This window comes from Acinetobacter sp. 766875 (assembly GCF_000582055.1).
Classification (GTDB): domain Bacteria; phylum Pseudomonadota; class Gammaproteobacteria; order Pseudomonadales; family Moraxellaceae; genus Acinetobacter; species Acinetobacter nosocomialis.
Map to the genome: position 1 here is coordinate 14284 of NZ_JEXX01000008.1, position 15674 is coordinate 29957.

The 15674-nt window shown below is 38.5% G+C and carries 13 protein-coding genes; 6 read left to right on the top strand and 7 right to left on the bottom strand.

What is annotated here, in order from left to right:
- Nucleotides 1-2 precede the first annotated feature (2 nt).
- From tauC to tauA, 3 genes are read right to left on the bottom strand one after another with little or no spacing between them, the layout of a single operon-like run.
- Nucleotides 3-872, bottom strand: coding sequence for a taurine ABC transporter permease TauC (gene tauC / locus J576_RS09170; RefSeq protein WP_002049451.1), 870 nt, complete (start codon nucleotides 870-872; stop codon nucleotides 3-5).
- Entirely contained in the window at nucleotides 869-1663 is a 795-nt protein-coding gene (locus tag J576_RS09175) for a taurine ABC transporter ATP-binding protein (RefSeq protein WP_002049389.1), read from the bottom strand. Before J576_RS09175 ends, tauC begins: the two co-directional genes overlap by 4 nt.
- Before the next feature lie 9 nt (nucleotides 1664-1672).
- A complete protein-coding gene (tauA, locus tag J576_RS09180) occupies nucleotides 1673-2713 on the bottom strand; it encodes a taurine ABC transporter substrate-binding protein (RefSeq protein WP_002049377.1) in 1041 nt (346 codons plus the stop codon).
- Between the two features lie 442 nt (nucleotides 2714-3155).
- Here tauA and J576_RS09185 point away from each other — a divergent pair, with 442 nt between their 5' ends.
- Complete coding sequence (locus J576_RS09185) at nucleotides 3156-4340, top strand: hypothetical protein (protein WP_002049424.1); 1185 nt, start codon at nucleotides 3156-3158, stop codon at nucleotides 4338-4340.
- 61 nt (nucleotides 4341-4401) lie between these two features.
- On the opposite strand, the gene J576_RS09190 is transcribed toward J576_RS09185, so the two are convergent.
- The 4 genes from J576_RS09190 to J576_RS09205 all read right to left on the bottom strand — a co-directional run bounded on the left by J576_RS09190 (nucleotide 4402) and on the right by J576_RS09205 (nucleotide 9864).
- The gene (locus J576_RS09190; protein ID WP_002049442.1) at nucleotides 4402-5868 is read right to left on the bottom strand and encodes an MFS transporter; all 1467 of its coding nucleotides are present in this window, start codon (nucleotides 5866-5868) and stop codon (nucleotides 4402-4404) included.
- Between the two features lie 194 nt (nucleotides 5869-6062).
- Nucleotides 6063-7454: an LLM class flavin-dependent oxidoreductase gene (locus J576_RS09195; protein WP_002049413.1), complete on the bottom strand. Its 1392-nt coding sequence runs from the start codon at nucleotides 7452-7454 to the stop codon at nucleotides 6063-6065.
- Between the two features lie 177 nt (nucleotides 7455-7631).
- On the bottom strand, nucleotides 7632-8927 hold the full coding sequence (locus J576_RS09200; protein ID WP_002049435.1) for an acyl-CoA dehydrogenase family protein: 1296 nt from the start codon (nucleotides 8925-8927) through the stop codon (nucleotides 7632-7634).
- A 118-nt stretch (nucleotides 8928-9045) separates the two neighbouring features.
- Nucleotides 9046-9864 (bottom strand): hypothetical protein, encoded by an 819-nt coding sequence (locus J576_RS09205; RefSeq protein WP_002049408.1) that lies wholly within the window; start codon nucleotides 9862-9864, stop codon nucleotides 9046-9048.
- Nucleotides 9865-10518: 654 nt separating this feature from the next.
- On the opposite strand from J576_RS09205, the gene J576_RS09210 reads away from it, so the two are divergent.
- The 5 genes from J576_RS09210 (at nucleotide 10519) to J576_RS09230 (ending at nucleotide 15659) form a co-directional block, all read left to right on the top strand.
- On the top strand, nucleotides 10519-11964 hold the full coding sequence (locus J576_RS09210) for a cytochrome ubiquinol oxidase subunit I (protein WP_025467762.1): 1446 nt from the start codon (nucleotides 10519-10521) through the stop codon (nucleotides 11962-11964).
- A complete protein-coding gene (gene cydB, locus J576_RS09215; protein WP_002049414.1) occupies nucleotides 11957-12961 on the top strand; it encodes a cytochrome d ubiquinol oxidase subunit II in 1005 nt (334 codons plus the stop codon). The genes J576_RS09210 and cydB overlap by 8 nt, the downstream gene beginning before the upstream one ends.
- 14 nt (nucleotides 12962-12975) lie before the next feature.
- Nucleotides 12976-13110 carry a hypothetical protein gene (locus tag J576_RS19670; RefSeq protein WP_000749814.1) on the top strand — a complete coding sequence of 45 codons (135 nt, stop codon included), beginning with the start codon at nucleotides 12976-12978 and terminating at the stop codon, nucleotides 13108-13110.
- Nucleotides 13111-13207: 97 nt separating this feature from the next.
- A complete protein-coding gene (locus J576_RS09225) occupies nucleotides 13208-14626 on the top strand; it encodes an aminotransferase-like domain-containing protein (protein ID WP_033855562.1) in 1419 nt (472 codons plus the stop codon).
- A 100-nt stretch (nucleotides 14627-14726) separates the two neighbouring features.
- Nucleotides 14727-15659 (top strand): LysR family transcriptional regulator, encoded by a 933-nt coding sequence (locus J576_RS09230; protein WP_002049381.1) that lies wholly within the window; start codon nucleotides 14727-14729, stop codon nucleotides 15657-15659.
- Nucleotides 15660-15674: the final 15 nt, after the last annotated feature.

Below are 15674 nucleotides of genomic sequence, written 5' to 3' on the forward strand. Positions count from 1 at the left end.
TACTACAACTGCTGACCATACCAAGGAGAAAACTGTTTTTGTAACCAACGTAAAAACAGCTCAAAACTAACTGCGACAATCGCAATCACAATAATGCCCAGAATCACCGTATCGGTAATTAAGAACTGTGCTGCCGATTGCACCATAAAACCAATACCGCGGTCCGCTGCAACCAACTCTGCTGCAACTAATGTTGACCAACCCACCCCAAGACCAATACGAATACCAGTAATAATATGAGGCAAAGCCGTTGGTAAAATGACATGCCAAAAGACTTGTGACTGACTCGCACCTAACGACAATGCCGCACGTTCACGATTCAGCTGATGGCTTAACACACCATGCGCACTACTAATGATGACAGGCGCCAAAATCGAGAAGAAAATCAGAAGTACTTTTGTGGTTTCACCAATACCGAACCAAATTACGAGTAAGGGTAAATACGCTAACGGTGGAATTGGACGTAATAATTCAACCAAAGGATCTAAAACAGCGCGGACCCATTTGTTCAGGCCCATCCATAAGCCCAGTGGTACACCAATCACCACGGCAGCAATCAAGGCTAAAAACACACGAGAGATACTGGCTGCCAAGTGTTGCCACAAAGTAGCCTTCATAAAGCCTTCTTGGCTGACCGATATAAATTTTTGCCAGACTGCCTGCGGGCTCGGTAAAAACAGTTCAGGTACGACATGCAAAGCAGTAATGAGGAACCAAAGTGCAAGCACACTTCCCACACTAATTATGCTGACTGCCAAAGTGTGGTGCTTTTCAAAAAATGACGATAGAAATGAAGCATTTTCTGTTTGCACATTTAACTCAGGTTTAAGCTCTGCTTTGTCATATTCATAGACGTTATCTTTAGTGTTCATGTAGGTAACGCCTCCTTACCGCTTTGTTTTTGTGCCCTTAAACTTTCAAATAACTGTTCTCTGAGCTGAATAAATTGAGGATCCGATTTAATTGAGCGGATAGACTCACCCTGACGATATCGATTAGCAAAATCGAGATGTAGAGTTTCTACAATTTTGCCTGGATGCGCCGTCATCAGAACTAACTGATTGCTGAGTAATAATGCTTCTTCAATGTCATGAGTAATTAAAAAGAAGCTTTTATTTTGTTGAATCCATAAATCGAGCACTAACTGCTGCATGTTTTCACGCGTAAAAGCATCTAAAGCGGCAAAAGGTTCATCTAATAAAATAAACGGCGCGTGACTAATCAAAGCTCTGGCAATACCAACACGTTGTTTCATACCACCTGAAAGTTCCCAAATATTGGCTTTTTCAACGTGACTTAAACCCACAATTTTTAAAATTGCGTTCACTTGTGCTTCGATATCCGCGCGCTTTAAACCTTTTAACTGCAAAGCGAAGCCAACATTATCTGCAACATTCAACCAAGGAAGTAAGGCGTGATCTTGAAATACAACAGCGCGGGTTACATCTGGTCCATTTACTACTTCATGATTTACAAGTACGTCACCAGAACTTGGCTTTTGAAATCCTGCCAAGATATTAAGCAAAGTTGTTTTGCCGCAACCTGACTCGCCCAAAATCACGGTTAAAGAACCTTCTTCAATGGTTAGGTTAATGTCTTGTAAAACTGGCTTTTGCTGTTTAGGAAAAGTCAGATGAATATGTTTGGCTTCTAATACACTCATGACAACTCCTTAAGGCTGCAAAAATGAAGAATTCACGTTGCCTTTATAATCGGCTTTCAGTTGATCAACTTTGCCCTGACCTTTTAAGAACTTCGCTGTATCAAAAATATTTTGTGCGAATTCACCATCTAACGTTTGTTTTTGCTGTGCACGGTCAAGGTAAATATTTCCACTTAATAAAAGCGGGATATCTTTTGGATCAGAACCTGTAAGCTGTGCAATTTTTTGCACGTTATCGGCATCTTTAACGTAAGCGGCTGGATCTTGATTATATTTTTCAAGCTGCTCAAGCGTAGTTTTAACAAAAGCTTTTAAGAAATCAGGATTTTTCTCTGCAAAATCTTTACGCACAACCCATAAGTCATAAGTTGGAGCGCCCCATTCACCGACTTGTTTCGAGTCAGTTAAAACCGTACCAGATGCTTTGGTTTTACTTAAAGCAGGTTCCCAAACATAGGCAGCATCAATATCACCACGTTCCCAAGCAGCTGAAATTTCAGGTGGACGCAAGTTAATAATTTTTACTTTATCTTCTGGAATGTTCCAATGTTTAAGTGCCGACAAAAGACTGTAATGCGTAGTTGAAACAAACGGTACAGCAATGGTTTTGCCAATTAAATCTTGAGGAGTTTTAATGCCTGATTTATTACTTACCACTAATGCTTCAGACCCACCAAGTTTTGATGTAATTAAGAATACTTCAATCGGTAAATCACGGCTTGCCGCAGCAGCAAGTGGACTTGAACCAATATTGCCAAGTACAACATCGCCTGAAGCAAGTGCGTTTACAACATCTGAGCCTGCATCAAATTTTTTCCATTTAATATTACGTTGACTATTTTTTTCATAGTCTCCGTTAGCCTGTGCAACTTTGCTTGGGTCAACCCCAGTTTGATAAGCAATCACAACAGGTTTGTTATCACGAACTGAAGCACTTGCATTATTGTCTTTCTTATTTTGCCATACGATAAATGCAACAATTGCGACGATAACAATTGCCGTGACAATCAACGGTTTGGTCTTCGTGCTCATAATTTCATGATCTTTCAATAATATAAGCCTATGGTATGCAGCTGGCTTTATAATGAAAAATAAAAAAATATGAGTTGCTTATCTGGTTTTTATAAATAACTTTTCTTCATAAGTTTTTATCTTTTGGTAAAAAGCAAATTTTAAGTAATCTTATAGAATAGATACAAAATTAAAATACTTATATATCAATAAGTAAAAACGATATTCCCAAATCATATGTTTGGAAAAGCCTGACATATGCCCTCTAGTATTTTATCCTACTCGCCTTTAATCATTTTTTCTTTTGGCCTATCGCATTAGACGTTTTGCGCCTAATCAATTTTCGCCATTTTTTATAAAGATCAGATTTTATTATCTTTTTATCTTAAAACTTCTGCAAATATTGAGATTTGGACAAATCTTTTTCTGGTTTATACATGACGCAAATTTAATTTTTATTTTTAAGAGGAGAAAAATTCTTTTGTTTAAACATTCTCAAATTTTGAAAAAAACATTAATTACAACGTCTTTCATTACATTCAGCCTCTCAAGTCATGCAGCGCTTACCTTTGGTAATGCTGAAGAAGGCCAACTTAAAGTGAGTGGTACTGTTCGGGCTAAATATGTTTATGATTTCGACTCTGAACCGTCTACCAGTAAATTTTCTTTTAATGATGCGGTCTTATGGCTGGACTACAACTCCCCGAAATGGATTGGTCGCCTAGATTATCGGGTTTATGAATATTACGGGCATTTAGGCGATGCCAACTGGCTCACCGATGCATGGTTGGGTTATAAAATTAATGACAACAGTAAAATTATTGCTGGCTTAAACCCCGTTCCTTTTGGCTTGGGCCGCTTTTGGGGAAATACTTATTATTTAGGCATTGCCAATAGTGCTGGTTGGGAAGATGTACACAACCTTGGGGTAAAATATGATTTCAATGATGGAATCAATGAAGCACAACTCGCCTTTTATCCTACCGATGGTGGCACCTATAGAGGTAAAAGCAAAGACTCGAGTCGATTTAGTATCAACCCTGTCAATGCAGATGACTCTGTACCACAAGGCACCAATACTAAAGAAAAGAACTCCATTGTTGTTCGCGGCGCTCATACCTTTAAAAATATCTTAGGCCAAGAAAATTTCTCTACTCAACTGGGTGCCTCTGCATGGTATTCCACTATTGAAAATAAACGTTCAGGGCAAGATGGCGATCGCCAAGTCTATTCAGTTTTTAGCAATACCAATTATAACCAATGGAATTTACAGCTTTTGGCTGGTTATCAAGACATTGATAATGCCGACACTGAATATAAAGATCATCTGACTTTGGGCGGTTTCGATTATTCATTTAACTCGGCAACCAAAGGTCAGATTTACTCAGCCGAACTGAGCTATTTATTTCCTCAGCAGTTTGGCCCAATTACCTCTGTTCGCCCTTACCTAAACTATAGTTCTTATCGAAAAGAGCAAGATGGCTTTAAAGACTCCACCCGTTTTATTCCCGGCATTGCCTTTAACTATCAAAAATTGACAGTACAAGCCGAATTACTCATTGGTAAACATGACCCATATCTAGGAGACAGTGAAGGCCTTGCGGCTGGTGGAAGCAATAATAAATGGAATAAAAAAGCGTTTGTAATTTTTGCTTATTACTTCTAAATCCAAAAATAAAGGCCAACAGATGTTGGCCTTTGTTTTCATTTAGATATCTAATTTTACGCTAGTCGATTACTGGCGAATTATTGAGAGGAAGTTCTGTTTTATCTTCATCAATCACATCAACATCTTGGGCGGTAGGCTCAAACTTAATCAGTAGTCCAATCACAATTAAAGGAATAAACGCAAAGATAGAAATAATCAGATAAACGTCGGTTTTATATCCCGCCATCCAGATCGGTAAAACAAACAAAGCAATTGCTTGAGCAACACCCGTTACTGCACGGTTAAAGCCCACACCAACACCACGAATCGAAGCTGGATAAGCCATAGTAGGATACACCATCATTTGTGCACCTGGCCCAAAGCCTTCGGCAAAAAGCCATAAACCGAGCATTCCAATTGCGGTGTAGAGTAAAAAACTATTACCAGGTTCACCAATTAATGCCAAAGCAATGAGGGCTATAAACTGGAGTAAAAAGCCTGTAAGCAGCACATGCCGAGATTTAAATCTACTAGCAACAAATACACCTAACAGCCCGCCCGTAAATGCAAATAATAAATTAAGCCCAAGTGTGGTGGTAATGGTCGTCAAGACATCGGTATGAAAGAAACGCGTTAAAATAGAAGGTAAAAAGAAGGCAATGGTCGTGTACTGAAATGCCACCGAAATGTGAATCACAATGGCCACAATCGTTCTTGGTAAATAGGTTTTATTAAATAAAACAGCAAAACCCTCACGCTTTTTGTTTTCAGCAGTTCTTTCTACTTTTTCGACTGTAGCGACTGCATGAATTGCATAAGACTCTTGTAGAACTTGAGCTGCTCCTTTTAAATCACCTTGGTTTGCAAGCCAGATTGGTGATTCAGTTAAATATTTACCGCGAATAAAAATAATGAGTAACGCTGGCACTGCTCCAAAAATTAAAGATGCTCGCCATAACCAGTTGCTATGTTCAGGGGGTAAAAGAAAATAAAGTGCCAAAACTAGGCCAAAACACACCGAAGAAGCGGCATACCACATTGGGCACCATGCGGCTAAACGCGCTGCCTTGTTGCTACTACCGTTAAACTTGGAAAACTCAGATAGGTATGACATTGCAACAGGCAGATCAATACCCACACTAATTCCCATAATGAATCTGGCTACAATCAGAACCCATACATTTGGTGCAAAACCTGCGACAATTGCCGCAATAACAAAGAGCACCATGTCTGCCATAAAGACTCGATAACGGCCAATTTTATCTGTCAGCCAACCACCAATCAGGTTACCAACAATGGTTCCGCAGACAATTGCTGAAGCCACCACACCAGTCATCACAGGGCTTAAAGAAAACTCTGAGATAACTTGCTCAATACCAAAGGACAGCGTTGTTAAATCATAGGCATCAATAAACACCCCAATCAGTGCCAACCAAATAACTTTATTCGATTTACCCTTCCCTGCAAATTTGGAAATTAATTGTGAAACATCATCGGGAGATTTAATTTCATAACGATGGTTATGATCGAGTTCTTGTGTGCTCACTTAATAATTCCTAAACTTTAATAACAGGAACAAAATAATGATTATTCACATAATACAAAAACAAATTAATCTGATGTTTTAATCTAAATTATAGAATTATCTTTTCATTATTAACTCAGCAGTAAAACCGATATAAAAAGACAAAATAAAAGCTGGTATTTAACCAGCTATTTATTTAAAGGCTTCCTAAAATATTAACTCGCCTCAGCAAGTTTTAACTCTTTTAGATTACGATATTTTGCACCGCGGTGATTTTCAGGTAAATATGGCCCAGCACCAAATAGTTTTTCTCTTAATGTTCCTTGTGCATATGAAGTTTGATATACCCCTCGTTTTTGCAATTCTGGCACAATAAACTCAACCACATCGGCAAAGGTTTGATGCGCCAAAATATAGGCAAGGTTAAAGCCATCGACATCGGTATCTTCAACCCATTGTTGTAGAGCATCCGAAACGGTTTCTGCCGAACCCACCAATACTGGTCCATTCCCACCTAAGCTGTTCCAATTTGCAATTTCTTCAATAGTCCAGACACGTTCTGGGTCTGCATTTACATAAGAATCTAATAAAGATTGAATGGCGTTAGTTTGAATATATTCAACTTTGTCAGTTGGCTGGTATTGTGAAAAGTCTACACCAGACCAGCCAGACAGCAATGTTAAAGCGCCATCATAGCTGCCATAACTTTGATATTCTTTAAACTTAGCCTGTGCTTTTGCATCTGTTTCATCAGTGACAATCGACAAAAGTGCATAAATTTTAACTGAGTACGGGTCGCGGCCTTCTTGAACCAATTTCTGGCGAATGCCCTGTACCACTTTTTTAGTGGCAATTTTAGACGGCGCTGCAATAAATACACACTCGGCATTTTGACTCGCAAACTTCTGCCCACGTGAAGATGCCCCCGCTTGATAAAGTACTGGTGTTCGCTGCGGTGATGGCTCACAAATATGGATGCCCGGTACAGTAAAGTATTTACCTTCGTGCTGAATTGGATGCACTTTTTTATGGTCAGCAAAAATACCGCTTTCACGGTCACGAAGTACCGAACCTTCTTCCCAAGACCCTTCCCAAAGTTTGTAAAGGACTTCTAAATATTCATCGGCAATATCATAACGATTGTCATGATTAACCTGAGTTTTTAGACCCAAGTTTTTTGAACCACTTTCCAAATAAGACGTCACGATATTCCAACCAACTCGACCTTTGGTTAAATGGTCTAGCGTGCTAATACGTCTAGCAAAAGGATAAGGATGCTCAAAGGAAATCGAAGTTGTGACACCAAAACCCAAGTGCTTTGTGACTGCCGCCATCGCTGGCACAATCTGTAGCGGATCATTGACTGGAACTTGCACTGCCCCTGTTAAGGCATGTTCGGCACTTTGATGATAAACGTCGTAAATGCCAAGTACATCTGCAATAAAAATACCGTCAAAAAAACCATGCTCAAGAATTTGGGCTAAATCTGTCCAATATTCTAAATCTTTATATTCAACAGATCGGTCTTGAGGATGTCGCCATAATCCAGGAGATTGATGAGCAATACAATTCATTTCAAAAGCGTTAAAACTAATTCTCTTAGTCATAAAATAACAACCAGCATTTTATTTAATTTTTATACTAAAGCAATTTTTATATTTTCTTTATAATATATACCCCAAACAAAATATGATTTTATTCTAATAGATTTTTATAATTTATTTTAAGAAATAAAAATAATATTAAGCCGCTAAAAATAGCAGCTTAATATCTAAAACTATAATTTATTGTTTAGCAACATTCCCTATTCGCCATTGATACGGTGGTAATGTACCGTTTACACTAAAATCACCGACAATTCGATTTTTAAATACTCTCGGGTTATGTGAAGCTAAAGTCCGCACATTACGCCAGTACCGATCTAAACTTAAATCTTTATCTGTTGCAGAAGCACCCAAAGCGTCAAATAAAATTGTAGAAGCATTTAAAATTAGATCGGTAATGACCGTTTGAGACTGCGCACTTTCAAGCTCGGCAAGTGCATTTTGTTCTTCTTCAAGCTGTTCATTATTTTGAAATGCAGCTAAGTAAGCACGCTGTAAGCTTTGTGCAACTTTTTCAACAATCGCTCCTGCACTGTAAGCTGCGCCACGAATTTGTCCTACGACTTGTAAAATTTGCGGATCTTGTTTTACAAATTGAGCATTTGCATGCGTGTAGTTTCGGGTACGTTTTGCTACAGCTTGAGAAACATCATAGGTTGCAGCACGCCCTAGACCTGTAATGATTGCCAGTTGGACCAGTTGATAATAAGCCGCTGAATATTTAAAACGGTCATCATCAGGTAAAATTTCAGTTTCATCGACCAATACATCATGGAAATATGCCGTACCACTTGCAGTAAGCTGCTGTCCAAAGCCATTCCAGTCATCGACAATTTCAACACCTTCATCTTCACGGTGAACAACGACCGAGCCAGACTCTCCTTTTAAATCTGTTACCCCAACATCCACCCAATCTGCATATAGGCTCCCTGTGGTGTAGTATTTTTTGCCTTTAACGCGAATTTTTCCGTCACTATCTCGATATAAGTGTGTTTCAAACTGATCAATTGACTCTTTCCCGCCTTCAGACCATGCACTACCGATTGTTTCCCCATTTGCAATTCGGCTTAGCCAGCGCTGTTGAAACGACTTATCTTTACTTACCAAGACATCTTCAGTAAAACCAAAATGCACACGTAAAGCTTGGGGTAAGTTTGAATCAGCTTCTGCAAGTTCAATGAGCAATGCAAATAATTCAGGAATGGTTGCATCAAAGCCACCATGAGCTTTGGGAAGTCTTAGCCGTGTAAAACCAATATCTTTGAGCCACTGAAGTTGTTCATAAGGCAAAATATGCTGTTGCTCACGGATTAAAGCCCCTTCTTTAATACGGGCAAAAGTTGGTCTGAAATTTTTTGCCAATTCATCATAACGCTCAGTTGGCCCTTCACCCCACACGCGAGAAATAATTGAGGCCTGGCTTAGTGCAGCGTGTGTTAAGGAACCGAGATGATGCTCAAAATTTAAATTTGTCATGTAAGTAAAACCAATATTGCTTTGCTTTTACCATAAAATATTTATTTCACATGAAAACGATTATTTTTTTATAACAGTATTCAATCTTGATATAACATCAATCAAAAGCCTGACCGCCCTAAGCGATCTCTTTCTTGGTAAGACTATGCTGACTTTGCAATAAGGTTTGCATATATTCTGAATAGACAGATAACTTTTCAAAAATATGCTCTGAATAAAACATATCATCAATTAAATGCGTCATTTGACTAGCAGTAAACGTATCGCATAACCCGACCAGTGCTGCATTCATTTGCGCAAAATGAGCACATAACTGTACATATGCTTCATCTTTATTTTTAAATAATAATTTACGCATATCTAGCTGATCTAAGCCTTTTAGACCCTCATGTTTTACGATTTTCACCCAATGAATTTTTATTTTTAAGAACTGTTCAAGTTGCTTTAAAGCCTCTAAATCAAGCCCTAAATGTGTTATTAAAAAAACTGTGGAGATATCGCTTCGACATAATGCTTTGATTAATTTTAAATAAATAAAGTCAGCTTCTCCCATCTCTATTAATTCCAAATCTAGATATATTTTTAGGCTCTCTAAAACCTCATCTACCTTAAACACAACCTTCTTGTCAGCTTGATAGTATTTATTAAGAATAGTAAGCACAGGTGGTGTTGCAGGTGTTGTATAAATAGCAGCTTTGTTTAGGTTCGCAAAAATAAATGGCGAGAATAGATAAGCCAAACTGCTTTGCTGTGGCTCAATATGAGACTGAATTAAATAAACCGTTTGAGTTTTAGAAAAGTCTCTGAGTACTTTCGCTCTAAGTAAAGTTGCTTCAAGGTTCACATAAGTCTGTTCTAACTGATCTATTACCAAGGTAGAAATAGACTGATTTTTAATAATTTTATGTAGAACATTGAGTTGAGAAGTAATAAACATTTTTTAACATCCAAGCTATTTTAGAAGCGCTACACTTACACTCAGGTCTTTAAGAAACACGCAGCAACCGGACCCTACGCAAAACAACAATGGAAATAGAAAAGAAGAACATAATCATGTGCTTAAATAAAATCTAAAGCAGCGTTCACATTGAGTCTTGAAAGTTGGTTTAGGTCGACGGTAAATCCTGTTCATTTTTATTCTGAACTTTAGAGGACTTAATATGTAGCTACAGATGATTGAAAAAAAACTATAGCACACCTTCGAAACCATACTGAACTGTTATAGTTTTATAAAAAATTTCTGTATCTACATATACAAATAGAGCGAGTGCATGATTAAGAAAACTTCTTAAGGTAGGTAGTTTTCATGAGACGATCTATTGCATATCGCCAGATATTTCATCAATGTTTCAATGCAACATGCATTTTTACAAATGCAACATCAAGCATAAACTTTGCTAACAGATTGAAAACAATCAATCGCCCTATTCTATTGAAATATCAAGCAATTATATTGCTTTACCCTGTTGGCATTTTACTTGCTAAGAACATTTATCACAGAAGTAAGTTTAATCGCCAGAGTACTTTTTTGCCTGAAAATAAGTATTTAACTCATTCAATCATCATCAGCTAGTTCACAGGGGGAAAGTTTATGAGCCTCGGTCTAACCGCTCTAGAATTAGCGCGAATACAATTTGCTTTCACAGTATCCTTCCATATCATTTTTCCGGCCACATCCATCGGACTTGCCTGCTTTTTGGCAGTTTTAGAATGGAAATGGTTAAGAACGCAAAACCCAATTTATAAAGATCTATTTAAATACTGGATTAAGATCTTTGCCGTTGCGTTTGGTATGGGAGTGGTTTCCGGTGTCGTAATGAGCTATCAGTTTGGTACCAACTGGAGTGAATTTTCACGAGTAGCCGGAAGTATTACTGGTCCTTTACTTACCTATGAAGTGTTAAGTGCCTTCTTCTTAGAAGCAGGTTTCTTAGGCATTATGCTGTTTGGCTGGGGCCGTGTTGGTCCTAGAGCCCATTTCTTTGCAACGCTTATGGTTGCCATCGGAACATGTATTTCGATGTTCTGGATTTTATCGTCCAATAGCTGGATGCAAACACCGCAAGGTTTTGCCATCGAAAATGGCATTATTGTGCCAAAAGACTGGCTAGCTATTGTCTTCAACCCGTCCTTCCCTTACCGCTTTGCACATATGGGTGCTGCTGCCTTCTTGGTTTCATCTTTATTGGTGGTTGGAACATCTGCTTGGCACTTGGTAAAAGGTCGTCGTGATGAATTGGTTAAAAAATCATTCTCGATGGGTTTATGGATGGTACTGGTGACTTCTTGTTTACAAGTAGTAATTGGCGATAACCACGGTTTAAATACTCGTGAGCATCAACCTGCCAAGCTTGCTGCAATGGAAGGTCACTGGGAAACCAATCATAACGAACCAATGCCATTACTGTTATTTGCCATTCCAGATATGAAAGAAGAACGAAATCACTTTGAAGTGGGTGTTCCATATTTGGGTAGCTTAATTTTGACTCACAGTTTAGATGGGCAAGTGACAGGCTTAAAAGAATTCGCACCTGAAGATCGTCCAAACTCGACCATTATTTTCTGGAGTTTCCGAGTCATGGTGGGTCTTGGCGTCCTTATGGTCACCTTATCACTCATTGCTCTTTGGCTGCGTAAAAGTGGAAAACTCTATGAAACATCATGGTTTCATAAATTTGCTGTAGCGATGGGGCCTGCAGGTTATGTCGCAATGCTGGCTGGGTGGATTACTACCGAAGTAGGCCGTCAACCTTGGGTGGTATACGGCATTATGCGCACCAAAGATGGTTTATCGCATACTGTTTCGGCAGATCAGGTGGGTCTAAGTCTTTTTATTTTTGTTGTGGTTTACACCATCGTTTTCGGTAGTGGTATCTACTACACCTTAAAACTCATTAATAAAGGCCCTGTATTTATCGACACACCAAATATGGAAACAGGTGGCGTAGGACACTTCAAAACACCGATGCGTCCACTTAGTGCAGTCGATGAAAATATTGACAGCAAACAAAACTCTGGGGAGAACCGTCATGATTGATCTTTCTTTAATATGGGTCGGTATTATCGGTTTAGGTGTTTTAATTTACGTGGTCATGGATGGCTTTGACTTAGGAATCGGGATTATGTTCCCCTTCATTAAGAATAGCCAAGAACGTGACGTGATGATGAATACCGTTGCTCCTGTCTGGGATGGCAATGAAACCTGGATGGTACTTGGGGGTGCTGGCTTGTATGCAGCCTTCCCACTGGTCTATTCAACGGTTTTATCTGCGCTCTACCTGCCTATTATTTTCATGGTGATTGCCTTGATTTTCCGTGGAGTTGCTTTTGAATTCCGTTTTAAAGCTCATCGAACCAAACATCTTTGGGACTTAGCTTTTATTTGGGGTTCGGTTTTAACAAGCTTCCTCCAAGGGATTATTTTAGGTGCCTATATTCAAGGCATTAAAACCGAAAACGGTATTTTTGCCGGTGGTCCTTTTGACTGGCTTACTGCATTCTCCATTTTCACAGGTATTGGTGTAGTTGCGATGTATGCCACTTTAGGCTGTGGTTGGCTCATTTTGAAAACTGAAAAAGGCTTGCAGCAACGTATGTATGAGCTTATGCCAAAGTTAATTATTGCGCTGCTCATTATCTTTGGTGCCGTTAGCTTATATACACCTTTAACACACCCTGAAATTGCAGATCGCTGGTTCTCTTTACCAAATCTGTTCTATTTTAGTCCTGTGCCTATTTTGGTCTTATTGTTTGTTGGCCTGATTTTATCAGCATGTAAAAAGCAGCAGGACCATAAACCATTTATATATACCTTGGCATTGGTCTTCCTTGCCTTTACTGGTTTTGTAATTAGCTTATGGCCAAATATCATTCCACCATCAGTTACGATTTGGCAAGCGGCAGCGCCTCATTCCAGCCAGATGTTTGCTTTAGTGGGTGCACTTATTCTGATTCCAATCATTATTACTTATACGGTTGTGTCTTACTGGGTATTCCGTGACAAAGTTCGTGTAGGTGATGAAGGTTATCATTAAGGTACGGGGGAGTTATGAAAAAGTCGTCAGTTAAACTCAGTCAAACCCAATGGTTTATTCTGTTATGGCTTGGTGGTTTTTTAGCCTTAGCTGTGATTGCAGGTTTATTTAAGGTGATATTGATTTATGCTGCCCCTTACTTAAAGTAAACCCATCCTTATAAACAAATGCCGTTTGTAGATTCTACAAGCGGCATTTATTATGGGTTCAGTGCATCTTTTATTTTTTATTTCGTGCAGCTCATACATGTATAAATCAGAACAACTCGCCCATAGCATTCGCCAACTTATTGAAAGTGGTACTTTAAATGCACATGAGAAATTACCTTCATTAAGAGATCAGGTCCAACGTTCTGGTTTTAGCTTAATGACTGTGATGAATGCTTATCAAGAACTTGAATCACAAGGGCTGATCTATTCAAAGGAAAAGTCTGGCTACTTCGTTGCCGAGCAAATTACACTAAAGCCACTCGAGCAATATTCAGTTGTTTCACTAAACTCTAAAATCGAAATTAACTCATTAGTTTTTAAATACCTAAAGTCAATTCAACATGAGTCTGTTGTACCTTTTGGTTCAGCTTTCCCTGATAGCCAACTTTTAGCTGTTCCCAAACTTATTCAAATTATGGGGCAACTTGCACGGCAAAGGCAAAGCTATGACCAGACAGCAAGCCTACCTCCCGGTAATTTAGCGTTAAGAAAACTAATTGCTCAGCGCTACTGTATGCAAGGCATACAGACCGATCCAGATGACATTGTCATTACATCCGGAGGATTAGATGCACTCAATCTTTCTTTACAAACAGTAGCCCAACCGGGTGACTATATCCTATTGCAACAAACCGTGTTTTACGGTGCTTGGCAGGCTGCTGAACGTTTAGGGCTTAAGGTCATTACCATTCCCGAACATCCACAACATGGTTTTGACCTAGAGGCTTTTGAGCAGGTTATTCATACATATCCAATTAAAGTATGTTGGCTCATGTTAAATAGCCATAATCCGATTGGGTTTACGGTCAGCGATGAGATTAAATATAAAATTGCCAAACTGCTTCATGAACACCAAATTTACTTAATTGAAGATGATGTGTATGAAGAGCTTTATTATGGCGGGGAAAAACCACTTTCGATGAAGTACTTTGACCAACAAAATCTGGTACTGCACTGCTCTTCATTTTCTAAAACTTTAGGGGCAGGTTTTCGGGTAGGTTGGGTCTATGCGGGTAAATTTTCGGACCATATCCAACACTTACAGCTCATGAGTACTATTTCAGTGAATGCACTCATCCAAAATGCCTTGGTTGAGTTCTTGTCTCATCATCATTATGAAAAGCATTTGCGCACTCTTAGACTTTCAATTGAACGTTATAAAAAGCAGTTTTACCACTATTTGAAGCAACATCTGCCACCGAGTTGCGAGATTTATTATTATCCAAGCGGTTATTTTCTATGGGTTAAATTGCCTCATAAACTCGATAGCATGCAAATTTATGAAGAACTCATCCAACAAGACATTGGCGTTGCGCCAAGCCCACTCTTTAGTGTTTTACCCGCGCAGCAACATTATTTAAGAATCAATTGTTCATTTGAGTGGAACGAAAAAATTCAAGTTGCTTTAGATCAAGTCATCAAAACTATTCAACAAAAAGTTGAAGTAAGTTTATAAAGATATGCTTCTACCTAAGCACAATTTTATAGACTTTATTTTGTGGTAACTTTATAGCTCAAATCTATAGTTTTAAGGGAAACAGGCTCAAGGAATTAAGATGGAAATAGATGAAGAACTGACCCTTAAAAAAATACAGATTTTTTTAGCTTTTATGCGCTGTGGCAATTTGTCTAAAACCGCGGCAGAAATGCAGCTGAGTAATGTCAGTGTTCACAAGGCATTACACTCTTTAGAAAGCGCTTTACGTTGTCCTCTTTTTAAAAACGAAGGCCGTAACCTCATTCCTTTAAAAAGTGCTTATGTATTTGAAGAGCGGGCGCAAAAAATCGTACAAGACATTTTTATCACCGTAAATAAAACTAGAGAAGCTGCAGGCTTTGCAGCTAAGGTTTTACATTTAGGTTCCCTTTATTCTTTAACGGTAAACACAATTCCAAATGTAATTAGCGGTCTTAAACTCAGACGTAGTGAGCTTGATATTCAATTATTACTCAGTTCAAATCAGGATTTGGTGAAAAAGCTTAAAGCAACTGAACTTGATGCCATTATCGTGGCTTTAAATGAAACCACTCAAGATGATGACTTTGAAATTTTGCCAATGTTTTCCGACGATATTTTTTTAGCCGTCAATAAAGATTCAAAATATGCTGAGTTTAAAGATATTGATTTAAGCCTTTTAAAAGAAGAAACTTTTTTAACTTTAACCAAGGGTTTTGCAACTCATAACGACAGCGATATCATTTTTAAAAAAGCTGGTTTTTCACCTAAAGTTGCTTTGCAGGTCAATGATATTTTTACCCTCATTAGTATGGTCAGTTCAGGCGTAGGTTTTGCTCTATTACCCGGTCGTATTTCTGCAGTTTATGAAAGTTCAGTAAAACTTATTCCGCTAAAACAGCAATATCACATGCAACAAGAAATTGGTCTGGTCTTTTTAAAAAGTAAAGAGCGCGATCCAAACTTACTTGCTCTCATTCCTGAATGTCGAATGTTTGCATCTAATTTCAAAAATAAAAAAGACCGTTGCTAATAACAACGGTCTTTT